This window comes from Collinsella ihumii, assembly GCF_900046475.1.
Classification (GTDB): domain Bacteria; phylum Actinomycetota; class Coriobacteriia; order Coriobacteriales; family Coriobacteriaceae; genus Collinsella; species Collinsella ihumii.
This window is the reverse complement of sequence record NZ_FCOU01000006.1, coordinates 1-18,017: the sequence shown is the minus strand read 5'-3', so window position 1 is coordinate 18,017 and position 18,017 is coordinate 1. Positions and strand designations below refer to the sequence as shown.

Sequence of the window (18,017 nt, the reverse complement as noted above, 5' to 3'; positions counted from 1 at the left end):
CGACCGGCTACTCGGTCGCGAAGACCCAGCCGGCAAGGCGGTCTTTTGCGATATCGATGTTCAGGTAGTCGGCATCACCGTCCATGAGGCGCGTGAACGCCGTGAACAGGTAATGCGCATCGGTGGGGCCGGGGGCCGCCTCGGGATGGTACTGGACCGAGAAGGCGGGCTGGTCGAGCAGCTGGATGCCCTCCGCGGTGCCGTCGTTGAGATTCACGTGGGTGAGCCGGATGCGGCCGAAGCGCTCGTTCTCCACGACCGGCGCGACGCCGCGCTCGACCCAGAAGCGCAGGTCGCCATCGGCGGGATGCTCGGATACGCCGCCGGAGAGCTCGGGCACGAGCGCGCCGAGGCTGGGGAACACCAGGCCGAAACCATGGTTCTGCGCCGTGATCTCGACGCGATGCGAGATGAGGTTCATCACCGGCTGGTTGCCGCCGCGGTGGCCGAACTTGAGCTTCTCCATCTCGGCGCCGCACGCGAGGCTGATCATCTGATGGCCGAGGCAGATACCGAACAGCGGAACCTTGCCGATCAGCTTCTCGACCTGGGAGTAGGTCTCCTCCACGGCATCCGGGTCTCCGGGCCCGTTAGACAAAAACACGCCATCGGGATGCTTGGCCAGCACGTCCTCGGCAGGCGTGTCCCACGGCACCACGGTCAGCTCGCAGCCGACGCGCACGAGCCCCTCGAGGATGCCGCGCTTGATGCCGCAATCGTAGGCGACAACGCGGTAGTGCGCCTGCTCGGGTGCGGGCGCGGATGCGAAGGCGTGATTGGCCGGCAGGTCAGCGGCGGTATAGGGATGCGGCTCGTCGCAGCTCACGGTGCGCACGAGGTTCTCCCCCACAAGCGACGGGGCCTGCTCGAGCAGCTGGGCAAGTTCGGCCAGCGCAAAGACCTCCGTGGAGATGATGCCCTTCTGGGCGCCGTTGTCGCGCAGATGGCGCACGAGCGCGCGGGTGTCCACGCCCTCGATCGCCACGATGCCCGTGCGCTTGAGGTACTCCGGCAGGCTGATGGCGCTGCGCCAATTCGACGGCGTCGGGCACATATCGTGCACGACCATGCCTCGCAGCGCGGGCGTCGACGCGCCCCGCTCGGGCGAACCCGGGTATGCGCTCTGGACGTCTGCCGGGTCGATGCCGTAGTTACCGATCTGGGGATAGGTCATGGTCACGATCTGACCGGCATACGAGGGATCGGTCAGGACCTCGAAATACCCCTCGAGCGACGTGTTGAAGCACACCTCCCCCGTTGCCGTACCGGATGCGCCGCACGCACGGCCATAAAAAACGGTCCCATCCTCCAGCATGAGGATTGCGGGACCGTGATAGCCTTTGCTTGTTTGCGCGATGATGCGTTGTGCCAGATTGCTGGGCGCGGCCTTGCGGGTCTCGATGCCCGCGGCGATGTTGCACTCCATCTGCTCTCCTTCTCGGTCTCTCCGTACCGCTTTAAAGGTTGAATGCCTGCGCGTATTGTAGGCTCTTTTTATCAGATGTAGGTTGACGGTGATTTTTTATTCATCGATACGAGCATTTTTGGCAATAATATGCAGAAATTTCGTTTCATGCGTGAAGGTTCCGCGATGAAATAGGGGTCTTTTATTACCCTTCTCCGGATAATCCATGCCCTTCGAGCTGCCCATTTTGGATAATTATTTCTTATTGATTACCTGATGCATGGAAGTTTTTATCACCCCCGACCGGAGCACGTCTCCTTTCGCACCGATATGTGAACTTTGCCGAACGACATGACCGCCACCGCGCAAGAGCGCTATGGTGGTCTCACGTACGCTGGTCCATAAGTCCGCGGAAGAAAGAAGGAATATCCATGTCCAACGAAATCACCAGCCCAGATCAGCCCCTTTACCAGCGCGAAGGGGCCTACATCCCGCGCGTCGCCGCCGTGCACGACATGTGCGGCTACGGAAAGTGCTCGCTCGGGGTCGCCATCCCCGTGCTCTCCGCAGCAGGCTGCGACGTGTGCCCCGTTCCGACATCGCTGTTCTCGTCGCACACGGCTTTTCCCGGCTGGTACATGCATGACACCACCGAGATGCTGAGCGACTACCTGCAGGCTTGGAAGAACATCGGGGTCGACATCGACGCCGTATACTCTGGCTTCCTCGGCGCGCCCGAGCAGGTCGACCGCATTCGCGACCTGTATGCCATGTATCCGAACGCGCTGCGCGTGGTCGACCCCGTCATGGCGGACCACGGCAAGGTCTACCCCACCTATACGCCCGAGCTGTGCGCGGCGATGGCAGACCTCGCCGATGGCGCCGACATCCTGACGCCCAACCTGACCGAGGCCGCCATCATCCTGGGCGAGCCCATCGGCGATGATTGGGCCGGTGAGAACATCTCCGACGAGCAGGCGCATCGCCTGGTCGACGGGCTGCTCGCCAAGGGAACCCGCACCGTGGTGCTCAAGGGTATCCAGCGCGAGGACGGTAAGATCCGCAATTTCGTCGGAACCGAGGGCGGCGCATTTTTCGAAGTCGGCAACGAGCTGCTTCCCTACATGCTGCACGGGACGGGCGACCTGTACTGCTCGTGCCTGCTCGCCGCCGTCATGGCGGGCCGCACGCTCAAGGAATCCGTCGTCTTTGCCGGCGACTTCGTCCACGACGCCATGCTCGTGTCTTCGCAGCAGCCGCAGTTCCGCGACCGCGGCGTCTCGTTCGAGACCATGCTCGGACGCGTCAGCGACCTGCTGAAATAGCGCATCCTGCACTCAGATAGGGGTGTAATGCCGGATTTCCCGGCATTACACCCCTATCTTTATGTCTATAGAAAAATCGGGCGCGTCCTGTATGTGTGGCCTCAGGACGGGAGGGATTCGGTGGTAGCGAAAGGCAGATCTTCCGCACAGGTCAACGGTATCCATAGGCTCAACGTACCAGCCGAGCCGCGGACGCACGCAATCGAATTGAGAAAATCCCTCGCGACCTTACCAGATACCTTCCTGAACCTTACAGGCAGGCCGCGTCAGCAGGGCATCACGCCTTGATGGCGTTCATCATGGCCGCGTAGGCATCGCGCATCTGGGGCACAAGGGCAAACGCGCCGGCGGTGTCCCCCGATCGGAACAGGTCGCACGCACGCGACGACAAATCGAACAGGGTCGTCATGGAAAGATTGCCGCACACCCCCTTGAGCGCGTGGGCTGCCTCGAGCGCAGCGTCGGCATCCCCATCGGCCTGGGCAGCCTCGAGCTTTGCCATGTTACCGTCCGCCGCAAACGTGCCGAGCAACCGCTCGAGCAGGGCCTCGCTGCCCATCAGGCGAGCGAGCGCACCGTCGACATCCATGCCGGCAGCCACCAGGGCATCCTTGTTCATCGTATATCCCCTCCCCGCGCTCAGCGCGTCGCCACCGAGCGGTCGTGCAGCTCGTTGATGCGCGGCTCGACCGCAAAGAAACAGTCCAGAAGCTCCGGGTTGAACACGCCGCACGCCCCGTCGCGAATCATGGCGAGCGCCTCCTCGCGCGGGAACGCGTCCTTGTAGACGCGCTTGCTCATCAGCGCGTCGTACACGTCGGCCAGGCTCACGACCTGCGCCCAGATGCTGATCTGGTCGCCGACCAGGCCGTCGGGGTACCCGCGCCCGTCCCAGCGCTCGTGATGATGGCGCGCGATGTCGATGGCATACCGGTACGCGCCCATGCTGCGCATCTGGGGGATGCGCTCCAGCAGCTCGGCACCGCGAACCGTATGCGACTTCATGACCTCGAACTCCTCTGCCGTCAGCCTGCCGGGCTTGCAGAGGATGGCGTCGGGGATGGCGATCTTGCCGACATCGTGCATGATCGAGGCGAGCGCGATGTCGTCGATGTCCTCAGCGGTGAGGCCGTCGCCCAATCGGGTGCATTCAAGCACCATCTTGGTGATGTCGTGGATGCGGCGCACGTGGTCGCCGCTCTCGCCATCGCGAAACTCGATGGCCGCCGACAGGGACTCGATCATGCCGCGGTTGAGCTCGATGATACGCGCCGCACGCTCAAGCAGCTGCAAGCGCTGGTCCTCGACGGTCATCGACAGACGCTTGCGCGCCTCGAACAACTCGACCACCGACTGCACGCGTCGGATCACCGCATAGGGCACGATGGGCTTGCCGATGAAGTCCATGACTCCCAGGCGGTACGCCTCCTCCATGACCGCGTCGCCGCGCTCGGCAGTGATGAGAAACACAGGGACGCGCTGCAGGTAGCCCGTTGGAGCCAGGCGGCGCAGCACCTCGATGCCGTCAAGCCGCGGCATGACGACGTCAAGCAGCACGGCCACGTAGCCCTCGGGCTCCGCGGTGATCTTGTCGAGCGCCTCCTGACCATCCACCGCCTCATCGACGTCGTATATGCCGACGAACAGGTTTTCCAAGATCAAGCGGTTGATCTGCTCGTCGTCGACGATCAGCACGCGACCCTGGCTGTGCGCCCCAGCGTCCATGTCCCACCTCGCACTTCCCGTACAGCGGACGGCGCCCGGCGGCAGGCAAGCAGAGCCAGGCGCATGCGTTCGTACACTCTATTCTAGCTGTTCGTTCGCGCGTCCCTACGCGGCATCCTCAGCCGAGGCGTCCGCCGCCCCGTCTGTCGCGGCATCGGGCGCCGGCAAGACGTCGGAGGGGCTCTTCTCGGGAGAGCCGCCGGAGAAGACCTCGGAGCCGTGCAGGTTCTGCTCCATGTTCTGCTCGCGCTGCTCTTCGTCGATATCGTCCTGCGTGACCTCGGTGCTTTCGGCAAGCGATGACACGGAGTTGACCTGTTCCTGGATCTTGCCGGCCGTCTCCTCGTCCATACCGACGATGCGCAGCTGCCAGTCGATGTTGCTGGTGCCGGCGGTGACCTCCTTGGTCCAGATGAACGTCAGCATGGCGCGACGCGTGCCGTCGCTCTTCAAGAACCCGAAGAAGCTGTCGTGCACGAAGTTGCCGCTCTCGTCCACGCGCACGTACACGTTGTAGACCACGCGGTTGATCTTGTTGTTCAAAAGGGCGTTCGTGGCCAATGCCGCGGCTTGGATCTGCGAGTTGGACAGAAGCTCGAGCTCGTTTTTGGACGTCGTGTCGACGACCGACACCTCGACTATGCCGGACTGCTCGCTGGCCTCGTCGACCGTGAACTCCTCGGGGAACTGCGTGAAGCCGTTACCCCATTCCACACCGCTCTCCATAGCGTGCTCGACCGTCTCCACGTTGGCGCGATCGGACAGGTTCGCGGTGTTGAGGCGGCGGTTCACGCCGTAGACGACCTGCATGCCCACGACGAACACGAGCACGCCGATGATGCAGATGAGCGCAGTGCGCGTGATGGTCTGCCCGACCTTGGAGCCCGAGGGGTCGTCGGCAGAGAGCGGGTCCACCTGAGCCTGACGCGCTCGGCGGCTGCGCCGATGGTCGGACTCGAGCTTGTTGACCGCCTCGGCCCCGCCCTCCTCGCGCGCCTTGTCGCGCACGGCACGGCGGCGGGACGCGTCGCGGGCGCGCATGGGGTCGACAACGCCGGAATCATCAAGCTCTGAGAAGAGCTCGGTCGCTTCGTCCGCGGTCAGAGGTGGTCTTTTTGCCATAGCGCACCCTCAAACGTAGCGCGGGGGCCATAAACCCCCGCAGTCTCTCTCCATATCAATGCGACGCACGCGGCGGCGCTTTCCTTACAACGCGGGATCCGCAGACGGCACGTCTTTGGCGCGCACGCCCTCGAACTGCATCCGATAGTAACGGGCATACGTGCCCCCGCGCGCGAGAAGCTCCTCATGTGTGCCGCGCTCCACGACCCGACCACGTTCCACCGTGGCGATCTCGTCGGCGTTTTTGATGGTCGACAGGCGGTGGGCGATGATGATCGTCGTACGATCCTGCGCCAGCCGCTCAAGCGACTCCTGCACGGCCTCCTCGCTCTCGTTGTCGAGCGCGCTCGTGGCCTCGTCCAGAATGAGGATCGCAGGATCCTTGAGGAACACGCGGGCGATGGCAACGCGCTGCTTCTGGCCGCCGGACAGACGGCTGCCGCGCTCGCCGACCACCGTGTCGTAGCCGTCGGGCAGCGAGCAGATGAAGTCGTGGATGTTCGCGCGGCGCGCCGCCTCCTCGATTTCCTCGTCGGTCGCATCCGGTCGACCATAGGCGATGTTCTCGCGGATGGAGCCGTCGAACAGGTATACATCCTGCTGCACGAGGCCGATGGCGCGACGCAGGCTCTCCTGCGTGACGTCGCGAACGTCCTGTCCATCGATGGTGATGGAGCCGGCATCGATATCGTAGAAGCGCGGCAGCAGCGAGCAGGTGGTGGACTTGCCGCCACCCGACGGCCCCACCAGCGCGATCGTCTCGCCCGGACGGATGGAGAGCGTGAGGTGGTCGATGACGGGACGCTGCGGGTCGCGGTCGCCCAGCTCGACGTCTTTGTACGAGAAGCAGACGTCGCGGTACTCGATGGCGCCGTCGCGCACCTCAAGCGGACGGGCATCCGGCGCGTCAACGATGTCGGGCATGGTTGCGAGCACCTCGTCCATACGCTTGAAACCGGCGATGGCCTTCTGGAACGTCTCGGTGGAGTTGACAAGCGTCTCGATGGGCGTGGCGAACAGGCTGATGTACAGCGCGAACGTCGCCAGATCGACCGCGGACATATTGCCCGTGGCAATGAGGTAGCCGCCGAGCACCACGATAGTGGTGTACAGCGCGCCGGTCATGAGGGCGCTCGTGGCCTGGTAGTTGCCCATCACGTGGTACTGGGCCACCTTGGAGCCCAGATACGCCTCGTTGGAGCGGCGGAACTTGGCGCGCTCGGTGCCCTCGTTCGCGAACGACTTGACGACACGGATGCCGGACAGCGAGTCCTGCAGCTGCGAGTTGACATCGGAGATCTTGCGGCGGTTGTCGGCGAACACGGCGCGCATATGCAGGTTCTGGCGGACCATGATGGCCACGAACACCGCCGTGATGAGCGCCATGACGCCGGCGAGCACGGGTGCGATGGTGAACAGGATCACGAACGCGCCGATGATCTCGATGCCGCAGATGATGATCCATTCGGGCAGATGATGGGCGCCTTCGCAGATATCGAACAGGTCGTTGACCACGCGGCTCATCATGTCGCCGGAGTTCACGCGGTCAAAGTAGGAGAAGCAGAAGCGCTCATACTGGTCGAACAGGTCCTCGCGCATCTTGGACTCCATGCGCGCGCCCATGATGTGGCCCTGGGCGGACACGAAGTACTTGCATGCGGTGCGCACGAGATACATGGCGATCAGGCCGGTGGCCACAAACGCAAGGGAGCCCATAATGGCCTCCGGACCCTCCGTGAACAGGCCGCCGGTGAGACCGCGCAAGATGACGGGGAACGCCAGATCGATCCCTGCGAGCACGAGCGCGCAGACCGTATCGGCGATGAACAGGTGCTTTTGCGGCCCGTAATAGGCGACGAACCGGCGGAACATGCTCGGTTGCTTGCTAGACAACTCTTCTCCTCACATGATGCGTTTTGGTACTTTTGGGACGGGGTCGCTTTCCCGTCGGTCGAACCGTCGCAGCGCGGCACCGATCATCGGGGGCGGATGCAGATGGCAGGTGTTGCGATGCCGCCTCCGATTGCGACGACATGGCGAATCTGCCATCTGCATCCGCCCCACGGCGAAGCGACGGGACGGTCGCTTGAAATGCTACAGACGATGGGCGATGGCGTCGCAGGCGAGCGCACCGACGATGGTCTTGGAATCCTGGATCTTGCCGTCGAGCACGGCATCGATCAGCTCGTTGAGCGGCACCAGGTCGACGTTCAGGAACTCGTCCTCATCAGGGCACGCCTGGTCGAACTCGAGCTGGGTCGCCATGAAGATGTGGACAAGCTCGTCGGAAAAACCGCAGGAAGAGGCCATGGTGGTCAGATAGCGCATGTTGTGGGCGATAAACCCGGTCTCCTCGTGCAGCTCGCGCTTGGCGCACTCGAGCGGATCCTCGCCCGGATCGAGCTTGCCGGCAGGCAGCTCGACCGTCACGCGATCGAGCGCGGTGCGGTACTGGCGCACGAGCGCGATCTTGCCCGACTCGGTAAGCGCCACGATGGCGGCCGCCCCATGATGGCGCACGATGTCGCGACGGGACGTATGGCCGTTCGGCAGCTGCACCTGCAGCGTGTTGACATCGAAGATCTTGCCGGACCACGCAAGCTCCTCGGACAGGATCTTCTCGTGCAGACCGGGATCACGCTCATCGTCGTCGCCGAGCACGAGCGCAGGGACGTATTCCTCTTCGGCAGCGTCGTCGGCAGTCTCTTGGGTATTCAAATCCTGCTCTTCCATAGTTGCTCCCTTACGTGTGGTCATGTGCGATGCTTATTGTAGCGACCATCAGGCCATTATGAGTCCTGGACAAAAGGAGCACGAGATATCTCGAGCTTGACCCCCAGATGCGGGGCAGCCTCGCCTTCACCTCACTTCAACCTCACTTGAGGTAAAAGTGAGGTTGAAGTGGGGTGAAGCAAACAGTGTGATGGGCTCGATAGGAGTCCGGCACAAAATAACCGGCCGGCCGGGAATCATCCCGACCGGCCGGCATCAGCCGTTTGTATTCGTCCCTAGCGACTGTTATGCCCAGGCGTCACGACCGCGCAGGGCGCGCAGGCCGATATCGTGGCGAAGCGTCTTGCCCTCGAAGTCGATCTTCTCGCAGGCCTCGTAGGCGAGATCGCGCGCGGCCTCGAACGTGGGCGCGAGCGCCGTCACGTTGAGCACGCGACCACCGTTGGTGAGCACCTGTCCATCCTCGTCCACGCGCGTGCCGGCGTGATACACCGTCACGTTCTCCATGGCCTCGGCATCCTCGATGCCCGTGATGACTTTGCCCTTCTCATACGAGCCGGGGTAGCCCGCGCTCGTGAGGACCACGGACACGGCGTATTCGTCTCGCCAATCGAGCTCGACGGCGTCCAGCGTCTGGTTGGCGCAGGCCAGCATCACGTCGACCAGATCGTTCTTCAGGCGGGGCAGGATGACCTGCGTCTCGGGATCACCGAAGCGCGCGTTGAACTCGAGCACCTTGGGGCCCGTAGGCGTCAGCATGAAGCCGCCGTACAGGCATCCACGGTAATCGATACCCTCGTCGGCAAGCTCCGCCACGACAGCATCCATGATGCGCTCCATCTCGGCGTGCTCCTCGGGAGTCACGATGGGCACGGGGCTGTAAACGCCCATGCCGCCGGTGTTGGGGCCCAGATCGCCCTCGAGGGCGCGCTTGTGATCCTGAGACGTCGCCATGGGACGCACGGTCTTGCCGTCCGTGAACGCCAGAAGCGAGCACTCGGGACCCGTGAGCATCTCCTCGATGACCACCGTCGAACCGGCCTCGCCGAACACGCCGGCGAAGCACTCGTGCACGGCCTCTTCGGCCTGCTCGAGCTCGGTAGCCACTACAACACCCTTTCCAGCCGCCAGGCCGTCAGCCTTCACGACGAGCGGAGCGCCCTGCTCGCGCACGTACGCAAGCGCGCTCTCCTCATCGGTGAAGGAGCCGTAGGCCGCCGTGGGCACGCCGGCACGACCCATGACCTGCTTGGAGAACAGCTTGGAGCCCTCCATCTGGGCGCCCGCCGCACCGGGGCCAAAACACGGGATGCCCGCCGCGCGCACCGCGTCGGCGACGCCCGCCACGAGCGGGGCCTCGGGGCCGATCACCACAAGGCCGCAGCCCGTCTCGCGGGCAAAGTCGGCGACGGCGTCCGGATCATTCTCATCAAGCGAGACGTTCTCGCCGACCGCGACCGTGCCGCCGTTACCCGGCGCGATGTACAGCTTGCCGCACCGGGCGGACTCGGACAGCTTCTTGGCAAGCGCGTGCTCGCGGCCGCCGCTGCCCAAAAGCAGGATGTCGATGGTGTTGGTCGTCATGATGTATCCTCCCAATCCGGCCCCAAGGCCATCATCCGCAGCGATCGTCGGGCGGAGCTGGCGGCTTGCCCCTTGCACCCGACGTCTTCAGCGCAATCAAATCGATATCGGCGGTGTGCCCGCGCCCGCGCGCACCCGCCGAGATTCCGCCACATGCGGCTTGCGGCCCCACCCGTGGATCGCAAACCCCGCTCATCGCCTCAGCTAGCAGGCGACGTTGTAGAACATATCGACCTCATCCAGCAGCGGGCTGTGCAACTCGGCGGGATAGCTCAGAAGCCCCACCGCGTGCTCGCCCACATGCGTGGCGATGCACGGGCCGATCGTCGCGATGCCCGCGCATGAGGCGTTCAGCTCAAGCTCGCCCGAAACCGCCTTGTCGATCAGCTCGAGCCCACGCTCCGAACGCGTATGCAGCTTGTAGTACGTGAGCTTTCCGAGATTCTTGGAACGCTCGACGAGCTGGCGCACCATGTACACCACGGCGTTGCGCATGCCCTTCGCCTTGTGCGCGACGTCGATGCAGCCCTTCTCTCCCAGCGCGATGACGACCTTCACGTTCAGAATCGAGGTCGCCAGGTGCTGAGCGCGCGTGGCGCGGCCGCCTTTGACCAGATTGGCCAGCGTGTCGGGCACGAAGTGGATCTTGAAGGTGTCCCGGATGGCGAGCACGCGCTCGATGGCCTCGTCCATGGTGCCGCCGGCCTCGGCAATCGCCGCCGCCTCGAGCACCATGGCGCCCTCGCCCACCGTGGCAGCGTAGCTGTCGATGACCTCGATGCGCACATCCTTGAACACTTCCCGCGCCAGATAGCGCGGGGTCTCGATGGTCGAGGACAGCTCGCGCGCGATATGGATCGACAGGATCTCGGTATAACCCTCTTCGATCAGTGCGCGGTAGATCTCGACGAAATCGGCGGGCGCAGGCTGGGACGTCTGCGGCAGCTCCTGCTGCTGCTCCAGCAGATCGAGGTACTCATCGATCTGGATATCCATACCATCGCGGTAATCGCGCCCGCCCGCAACGATGTGCAGGGGCACGATCCGGATGCCGAGGCGGCGCGCCGCCTCCTGGTTGATGTCCGACGCGCTGTCCGTAACGACGGCGAACTTCCGCATGGCCGACTCCTAATTCCAGAAGCGGTTGATGGTCTGCTCGCGATCCGGGCCGACGGACACGAAGGTCACGCGGGTGTGCGCGAGCTTCTCGATATAGGCGACGTAATCCTGGGCGGCCTGGGGTAGCTCGTCGAAGCTGCGGCACGCAGAGATGTCGCAGTTCCAACCGGGCAGCTCCTCGTAGACCGGCACCGCGCGGGCGAAGACGCTCTCGTGCTCGGGCACGGTCGTGTAGCGCACGCCATCGCACTCGTAGGCAACGCAGACCTTGATGGTCTCGAAGGCGGAAAGCACGTCGAGCTTGGTGAGCGCGATGTCGGTCAGGCCGTTGACGCGCGCGGCGTAGTTGGCGATCACGCCGTCGAACCAGCCGCAGCGACGACGGCGGCCGGTCGTGACGCCGTACTCGTAGCCATCCTCCGTCAGGGTGTGGCCGGCCTCGCTCTCATAGGAAAGCTCGGTGGGCATGGGGCCGGAACCGACGCGCGTGATATACGCCTTCATGATGCCGAGCACGCGGTCGATGTTCTTCATTCCCACGCCCGAACCGGTGACGGCGCCGCCGGCGGTGCAGTTGGAGGAGGTGACATACGGATAGGTACCGTGGTCGATATCGAGCAGCGTCGCCTGGGCGCCCTCGAACAGGATGGACTTGCCCTCCTCGACCATGCCGTTGAGCAGAAGGCCGCTCTCGCAGATATAGGGACGCAGGCGCTCGGCATAGCCCAGATACTCGTCGCAGATCTGGTCGACCGTGTAGGTCGGCATGCCGAAGATCTTCTCCAGCTGCGGGTTCACGCGGTCGAGCGCACGGCCGACCTTCTCGCGGAAGACCGCCTCGTCAAGCATGTCCTGCATACGCAGGCCGATGCGCGCCATCTTATCCTGATAGCACGGGCCGATGCCGCGCTTGGTGGTACCGATGTTGTGGTCGCCCAGCAGCTGCTCGTAGGCGCCGTCCAGGTCCATGTGGTACGGCATGATGATGTGCGCGTTGCCCGACACCTTGAGGTTGGCGGTGGAGATGCCGTCGTTCTCGAACATGTCGATCTCTTCCAACAGCACCTTGGGATTCACCACGCACCCGTTGCCGATCACCGAGACGCACTCTGGATACATGATTCCCGACGGAACCTGGTGCAGGCCATATTTACGGTCGCCCACCACGATCGTGTGGCCGGCGTTGTTACCGCCCTGATAGCGAACGACGCAGTCGAAATCCCCGGCGATCAGGTCGCAGATCTTGCCCTTGCCCTCATCGCCCCACTGGGTTCCGACCAACACTGTCGACGGCATGTTGTCTCCTTACGTAAAGCTTGTGCTTCTCCATATAAGCACTCAAACATCAATATTATAGGTCCTTACCCGGACCGGCACGCTCTTGTCGAGGTATTTCCGGCAACCATCATGGTTTGGGCCGCCGAAGGTGCACCGCGGCGCCCCGATCGCACATGCGACCGCCTTGCCGGCAATCATGCCGTGTCCTTCGTCCCGCGCGCCCGTACAAGCGCTGAAAACGCAGGTTGCCCGCGCCTTATCGCGGCGCGAGCAACCTGCGTTACTCCTCTGCGTGCTCGTTGAGCTCGTAGAACTTCGTAGATGCGGGAAGGAAGACCAGGTCCACGTCTCCAATCGGACCCGAGCGGTTCTTCGCCACGATGATGCGCGTGATGCCCTCGGGCGGGCGGTCGTCACGGCCCGCCTCCTGCTCGGAGCTCGAGCGGTCCAAGAACATGACGATGTCGGCGTCCTGCTCGATGGAGCCCGATTCACGAAGGTCGGACAGCTGCGGGCGCTTGCCCGTGCGCGACTCGACCGCACGGGAGAGCTGCGAGAGCGCGATCAGCGGCACGCCCAGCTCTTTGGCCATGATCTTGAGTCCACGGCTCATCTCGGAAACCTCGACGGCGCGGTTCTCGGCGCGGCGTCCCGCCGGCGGGTTCACGAGCTGCAGGTAGTCGAGGATGATGACGCACTTCTCCTTGTTGTGCAGCATACGGCGCGCCTTCGCGCGGATCTCGGTGACCGTGGTGCCCGGCGTGTCGTCGATCAGGATATCGAGGCGCGACAGGTCCTGCGTCGCCTCGTTGATGTTTGCCCACTCCTGCGGCGAGATGCGGCCGGTACGGAAGTTCGACATGTTAATCTGGGCGTGAGCGCAGATGAAGCGCTGCGCGATTTCCTTGCCGGACATCTCGAGCGAGAAGAACGCCACGGTATAGCCTTCGGACGCAGCGTTCAACGCCAGGTTCAACGCGAACGACGTCTTGCCCACTGCAGGACGCGCGCCGATGATGATGAGCTGGCCCTCGCGCAGGCCCATAAGCATGCGATCGAGGCTCGGGTAGCCTGTGGGCGCACCGTGCACGTCGCCGCCCGCCGCGCAGACCTCCTCGGCCTCGTTGTAGGCCTCGATCATGAACTCGGTCAGTGACTTATATGAGCTGCGGACCTCACGGGAGGTAACCGACAGCAGCATGGACTCGGCGCGCTCGATGACCTCCTTGGTATCGGAGGGCGCATCGTAGGCGAGCGCGTTGATCTGGTTGGTAGCTCCGATGATCTCGCGCAGCATGGAATCACGGCGCACGATGCCGGCGTGATGTTGCCAGTTGACCAGCGAAAGCGTCTGGCCCATCAGCTCGAGGATGTACGCCTCGCCGCCCACCGCCTCAAGCTTGTCAATGGACTTGAGATAATCGACCAGCGAGATGGCGTCGATCGGGAGGTTGCGGTCATACATCTCGTGCATGGCCTGAAACAGCGTCTTGTGCGCAGGACGGTAGAAGTCGTCCGGCAGCAGCTCGACGAGCGCCTCTTCGACGACTTCGCCCGACAGCAGCATGGCGGCCAAGACGTTGGCCTCAGCCTCCACGTTATTGGGCAGACCCTTGTGAGCGCCGCGATCGGTCACGCCCGACGGCGACCACGAGTAATCCGAGGAAGACGGTGCCATGCACGCTCCTTTCCAACCTCATCGATGCAGCGCCCATCCGGCGCCCGCTCGGACCTCAATGGTAAAGCATCGCGCGTATGCGCACGGGGCTCAGCGCGCGCGGTAAATCGGCCAAACCTGACCTCAACATGCCCTGTTGAAATCTCCGTGCTCGTTACGGTGCAAAACGACGGCTTTCAACGTTTTCAACAGTTTTGCACTCTATCTGACGAGAGTTTTCAACAGCACAGCGTTTACCAGCGAATATACGCAAACCACGGGCGCGATGCCGCGTTTTGATCGAGACTTTACTTGAAGATTTATTGAATCCGCAGGTAGTTGAGGTGTGAATATACAAAGCCCTGATAATCGGCCCATGCGCGTATGCATGCGAACACATGAACGTATCCACTTTTGTCTTCAGCTCCAGCGTTTTCAACAGGCTTATGACGTATGACCTGTGGATTTCTTCATTCGTTTTCTTGTCAAGCCTCATCGCGATTTTTTCTAGGGAAACGCTGATCAATTGCTTTCGTGCCGGGCGGCGCCGTGGCGGGGCACCCGGCGCGGAATGAATTGATCAGCGTTTCCCTGGAATTCCCTCGCGATCGACCCAGCAAAAAGGGGCCCGGACACAGGTCCGAGCCCCTACCGAAGACTTCGGGTGCCAGATGCCTACTCGGCAGCGGCCTCGGTCTCGACGGTCTCCTCGGCAGCAGCCTCGGTCTGCTCGACCTCGGCCTCCGCCTCGACACCCACGAGCACGTTCACGGTAGCGCGGATCTCGCGATACAGAGAAACGACGACGGGGTGAGTGCCGGCGACCTTGATGGGCTTACCGAGCTCGACGCGCTTGCGGTCGATCTCGACGCCCAGCTGGGCGTTGATGGCGTCAGCGACCATGGTGCTGGTCACGGAGCCGAACAGGATGCCCTCGTCGCCGACCTTGGCGTCGACGGTGACGGACTTGCCGTCGATGGCGTCCTTGAGCGCGTTGGCGTCGGCCAGACGGACGGCCTCGCGCTTAGCGATGTTGTTGCGGCGCTCATCGAGCTGCTTCAGGTTGCCCTTGGTAGCCGCAATGGCGAGCTTCTTCGGGAAGAGGTAGTTCTCGGCGTAGCCCTGCGCGACGTCGACGACGTCGCCCTCGCCACCCTTGCCCTTGATCTCACCCAAGAGAATGACTTTCATGAGATCTCCTTGCGTTCGCACCGCTCATGACGGCGCAGAAATTACTGTTGCTCCTGGATGTACGAGCCGTCCCGCGGAAGTTTGCGGAAGTTCGCCCATACATCGATCAGGCCGACGATGCTCATGATAAAGAACATCATCTCGGACCAGAAGATAAAGAAGATGCTGAGGGTCCTCGTCGCGCATCCTATCCGCTTGCGAGACATCCAGGCGTTCACCACGCCGAATCCCTGGCACGCGAAGATGATGCGTATGCTCATCAGTGCCGTGGCGCTGATCGTGCGCAAAATCCCCGCCTCGGCAAAGCCGGTAAACGAGGCTCCCAGGCACACGATCGCAATCGAAAGCACCCCGACGCTCCACATGGGGGCATCGAAGTTCGACAGCGACGGCCGCTTGGGACGCCCGGTGCTGCGCGTGTGCATCAGGTAGGACCCGATGCCCGCAACCAGCGCATCGAGCGAAGCGCTGCTCACATACATGAACGGCCACATCGCTTCGATCAGGTAACCGATCTGCTGGAACAGAAGGTCACCCTCGATGTCCGACCCTGCCGACACCCGAAGGCTGTCGACAAAGTAGGACGTAGCGATATCGTGGATCGAATCGCCGCTTGACGCGGCGATCGCCGCATCAATGCCAAAGCTCGCAAGCGCCGCGATCGCGATCGCCACCGATATGTTGGTGACCGTCGCGCCGCGCCACATGCAAAACACGACACCCAAGCAGCTCACCATCATGGGAGCCAGAAGTATCGAGGCATTGACGTCGGAGAACAAGGAGATGAGGACGAGCCCGGCGCACAGTGCAAGTGCGAGGGCAAGTCCACGCAACCCCTTAGCCTCCGCCAGCTCACGCATGCCGTATGCGATGAGCAGGACCCCAACGAACGGAAGGAACATCGCGGCGATGCATCCGAGCACCAACATGAGCGTGCCGTGCAAAATCGACGGCGCGACTGCATGCGAGGCCGGATCCGTGGGCACCATGGCGCCCCGCTGCGGATCTTGGCTTCCGTCCTGCATCAGCTAGATCCTCGTCCCTCGCCTAGCCGCGGTTGCGCTCGCCGCGGGAAGAAACCACGGGAACGGTGTAGGGCAGGAGAGCCATCACACGAGCGCGCTTGATGGCGTTCGCGATGTCATGCTGGTGCTGCGTGCAAGCGCCAGTGACACGACGGGGCTTGATCTTGCCGCGGTCGGTCATGTACTTACGGAGAAGCTGAGTATCCTTGTAATCGATGTACTCGGTGTTCTCCTTGCAGAACTGGCAGTACTTACGACGCGGCTGACGTGCTGAATAATCATTAGCCATGTCAAAATACCTTTCATTTGGCGCCGCCGGCACATGCCGCAGCGCCGCTCACTTACAACGTGTATCCCGTCCTAGAACGGAATGTCCTCATCGTAGACGTCGACCGCCGGGGGAGCCTGCACCGGTGCGGGTGCGGGCGCCGGCTGGGCCGCGGGAGCGGCATAGCCGCCCGAGTAGCCGCCACCATAGGAGCTGCCGCCGTCCTGGCTGTAGCCACCCTGGTTCTGACCACGGCTCATGAACTCGATTTCATCGACGATGACCTCGAGCTTGCTACGACGCTGACCGTCGCGCTCCCACGAGCTGTAGCGCAGCTTTCCCTCGATCGCGACCTTCGACCCCTTCTGGAGGTAGCGACTCACGGCCTCGGCACGCGTTCCGAACATCGTGCAGTCGACGAAATTGGGGTAGTCCTCCCAATCGCCGGTCTGCGGATTGCGGCGACGGTCGTTGACCGCCACGCCAAACGAGAGCACCTGGGTGCCACTCGCCGTGGCACGCAGCTCGGGATCGCGGGTGAGGTTACCGGAGATGTTGACTCGATTGATACTCATCAGGCTCACTACCTCTCTTGTTCGGCACGCCTCGCGGCGCGCCGGCTTCCAGACGATTCTTACTCCATGTCGTCACGACGAACGATCATGTGACGAACCACGGCATCGGTGATGCGCAGCACGCGGTCGAGCTCGGCGATCTGGGTGGGATCTGCGTGGAAGTTGATGAGGGTGTAATCACCTTCGGTGAGCTTGTTGATCTCGTAGGCGAGCTTGCGCTTGCCCCACTCGTCAACGTTGTCGACCTTACCGTTACCCTCGGCAATCGTGGTATCGATACGCTTCATCACGGCGAGACGGGTCTCGGGATCGAGCGCGGGGTCGACGAAGAACAGCAGTTCATAAGCCTTCATTTTGTCACCTCCTCTGGACATAAGGCTCCGGGTCGTGAAGGTGCGCCCAGAGCAGGAAAAGACCGGATTACTTTAGAACAACCCGGCAGCTTCCTCAAGTGTCCGTGCGTTCCCGCAGGTACAACCTCATGACCTCCACACATATCGCTGCGTGTGACATGCGGCGGACCGGGCGCGCTGCGCTCCACCAGCATGCCATGGCACCCGGACAGAAATCCTGTGCCTCCATGACGGCGTCAAACAGGACGCCGAACGCATCCATGACATATCCGATGCGCCCGCATGATGCCCGCACGCGCCGCGCGCGGGCACGGGTTGCCCTGCCGCTCCGAGCACCTCTTCATCATGAAAAAAGGCGCCGCGGCAAGGCGGCGCCTGAGAAGAAGCTATCGGTCGTCATCCCCATCGTCGGTGCTGATGGGGCCGAGCAGGATCGGCCCGCGCTCGGATGCGGGCTCGACATCGGGGGCGCTATCGGCCTGCGATGCCGGCACGACCGGCGTCGGCTCGTCGGGAACCTGCTGCACCGCGGCGGAAACCGGCGATGACCAATTGCTGAAGCTCCTCAAAGAGCATGGAATGGGCGAGCTACAGGCGCTTGTCATACTCGATTGCATCAACGGCGCAAGCATCAAAGAGACTTGCGCCCGCCGTAGC

17 protein-coding genes are annotated in these 18,017 nt (G+C 63.0%); 2 read left to right on the top strand and 15 right to left on the bottom strand.

Annotated features, from left to right (window positions below; all coding sequences use genetic code 11):
- Positions 1-7: 7 nt before the first annotated feature.
- Positions 8-1,426, bottom strand: coding sequence for a glutamine-hydrolyzing carbamoyl-phosphate synthase small subunit (gene carA, locus BN3789_RS04925; protein WP_066831145.1), 1,419 nt, complete (start codon positions 1,424-1,426; stop codon positions 8-10).
- A 410-nt stretch (positions 1,427-1,836) separates the two neighbouring features.
- Here carA and BN3789_RS04920 point away from each other — a divergent pair, with 410 nt between their 5' ends.
- Positions 1,837-2,730, top strand: a complete 894-nt coding sequence (locus BN3789_RS04920) for a bifunctional hydroxymethylpyrimidine kinase/phosphomethylpyrimidine kinase (protein ID WP_066831142.1) — start codon at positions 1,837-1,839, stop codon at positions 2,728-2,730.
- Positions 2,731-3,007: 277 nt separating this feature from the next.
- Here BN3789_RS04920 and BN3789_RS04915 read toward each other — a convergent pair whose 3' ends face one another.
- The 14 genes from BN3789_RS04915 to rpsF all read right to left on the bottom strand — a co-directional run bounded on the left by BN3789_RS04915 (position 3,008) and on the right by rpsF (position 17,360).
- Positions 3,008-3,349 (bottom strand): Hpt domain-containing protein, encoded by a 342-nt coding sequence (locus tag BN3789_RS04915; protein WP_066831139.1) that lies wholly within the window; start codon positions 3,347-3,349, stop codon positions 3,008-3,010.
- Between the two features lie 20 nt (positions 3,350-3,369).
- Positions 3,370-4,455: an HD-GYP domain-containing protein gene (locus BN3789_RS04910; protein WP_066831137.1), complete on the bottom strand. Its 1,086-nt coding sequence runs from the start codon at positions 4,453-4,455 to the stop codon at positions 3,370-3,372.
- A 105-nt stretch (positions 4,456-4,560) separates the two neighbouring features.
- Complete coding sequence (locus tag BN3789_RS04905; RefSeq protein ID WP_066831135.1) at positions 4,561-5,577, bottom strand: hypothetical protein; 1,017 nt, start codon at positions 5,575-5,577, stop codon at positions 4,561-4,563.
- Between the two features lie 84 nt (positions 5,578-5,661).
- Complete coding sequence (locus BN3789_RS04900) at positions 5,662-7,449, bottom strand: ABC transporter ATP-binding protein (protein ID WP_079989100.1); 1,788 nt, start codon at positions 7,447-7,449, stop codon at positions 5,662-5,664.
- A gap of 222 nt (positions 7,450-7,671) precedes the next feature.
- Positions 7,672-8,310, bottom strand: a complete 639-nt coding sequence (locus BN3789_RS04895) for an NUDIX domain-containing protein (protein ID WP_066831129.1) — start codon at positions 8,308-8,310, stop codon at positions 7,672-7,674.
- Positions 8,311-8,595: 285 nt separating this feature from the next.
- Positions 8,596-9,894, bottom strand: a complete 1,299-nt coding sequence (gene purD, locus BN3789_RS04890; RefSeq protein ID WP_066831127.1) for a phosphoribosylamine--glycine ligase — start codon at positions 9,892-9,894, stop codon at positions 8,596-8,598.
- Between the two features lie 204 nt (positions 9,895-10,098).
- Positions 10,099-11,013, bottom strand: a complete 915-nt coding sequence (locus tag BN3789_RS04885) for a DegV family protein (protein ID WP_066831125.1) — start codon at positions 11,011-11,013, stop codon at positions 10,099-10,101.
- A 9-nt stretch (positions 11,014-11,022) separates the two neighbouring features.
- The gene (locus tag BN3789_RS04880; RefSeq protein WP_066831122.1) at positions 11,023-12,309 is read right to left on the bottom strand and encodes an adenylosuccinate synthase; all 1,287 of its coding nucleotides are present in this window, start codon (positions 12,307-12,309) and stop codon (positions 11,023-11,025) included.
- A 262-nt stretch (positions 12,310-12,571) separates the two neighbouring features.
- Entirely contained in the window at positions 12,572-13,969 is a 1,398-nt protein-coding gene (dnaB, locus tag BN3789_RS04875; protein WP_066831119.1) for a replicative DNA helicase, read from the bottom strand.
- Between the two features lie 654 nt (positions 13,970-14,623).
- Positions 14,624-15,139 carry a 50S ribosomal protein L9 gene (gene rplI, locus BN3789_RS04870; RefSeq protein ID WP_066831117.1) on the bottom strand — a complete coding sequence of 172 codons (516 nt, stop codon included), beginning with the start codon at positions 15,137-15,139 and terminating at the stop codon, positions 14,624-14,626.
- A gap of 41 nt (positions 15,140-15,180) precedes the next feature.
- Positions 15,181-16,164, bottom strand: a complete 984-nt coding sequence (locus BN3789_RS04865) for a DUF2232 domain-containing protein (RefSeq protein WP_066831114.1) — start codon at positions 16,162-16,164, stop codon at positions 15,181-15,183.
- 22 nt (positions 16,165-16,186) lie between these two features.
- Entirely contained in the window at positions 16,187-16,453 is a 267-nt protein-coding gene (gene rpsR, locus BN3789_RS04860) for a 30S ribosomal protein S18 (RefSeq protein ID WP_066831111.1), read from the bottom strand.
- A gap of 71 nt (positions 16,454-16,524) precedes the next feature.
- Positions 16,525-17,007: a single-stranded DNA-binding protein gene (locus BN3789_RS04855; RefSeq protein ID WP_066831109.1), complete on the bottom strand. Its 483-nt coding sequence runs from the start codon at positions 17,005-17,007 to the stop codon at positions 16,525-16,527.
- A 59-nt stretch (positions 17,008-17,066) separates the two neighbouring features.
- A complete protein-coding gene (gene rpsF / locus BN3789_RS04850; protein WP_066831107.1) occupies positions 17,067-17,360 on the bottom strand; it encodes a 30S ribosomal protein S6 in 294 nt (97 codons plus the stop codon).
- Positions 17,361-17,642: 282 nt separating this feature from the next.
- Between rpsF and BN3789_RS13175 the strand changes: the two genes are divergently transcribed.
- Positions 17,643-18,017, top strand: a 375-nt coding sequence (locus tag BN3789_RS13175; protein WP_222704300.1) for a hypothetical protein, incomplete at its 3' end; no start/stop codon positions are given.